Origin of the sequence: Streptomyces yerevanensis, assembly GCF_000716805.1 — a bacterium.
In the GTDB taxonomy this organism is placed as follows: Bacteria; Actinomycetota; Actinomycetes; order Streptomycetales; family Streptomycetaceae; genus Streptomyces; species Streptomyces flaveus.
On the sequence record NZ_JNWJ01000229.1, the window covers coordinates 1 to 436 of the forward strand.

A 436-nucleotide genomic window follows, 5' to 3' on the forward strand; every position below is an offset into this window, starting at 1 on the left:
GGTGTCCTCGTTCTCGACCTCGCCGACCTCGTCGGAGACGGGCGCCGCGTTGTGCCCGACGACCGCGCCCAGCGGCAGCGGCCGCTTGGGGATCTGCGTCGACAGGGCGGCACCGGAGACCGCGGCGATGGGCCCGGCGACGTACTCGGCGATGTCGATGACGTGCGAGCCGACGTCCCCGAGCGCACCGGAGCCGGGGCCGCCCTTGAACCGCCAGGTCAGCGGGCCGTTCGGATCGGTGGCGTAGTCGCACCAGTACCGGCCGCCGAACAGCGTGAGGTCGCCCAGCTCACCGGCACGCACATGGTCGCGGATCGCGGCGATGCCGGGCGAACGCCGGAAGGTGTAGCCGACGGCGGTCACCACCTCGGCACTCTGCTCCAACTCGGCCATGGCGCGGGCGTCTTCGAGCGATCCGGCCAGCGGCTTCTCGCAC

Annotated in this window: 1 protein-coding gene; it reads right to left on the bottom strand. The window is 72.7% G+C overall.

Going from position 1 to position 436, the window contains the following annotated elements:
- Positions 1-436 (bottom strand): Gfo/Idh/MocA family protein (locus OP79_RS49185; RefSeq protein WP_033329862.1); only part of this gene is annotated, 436 nt, incomplete at both ends.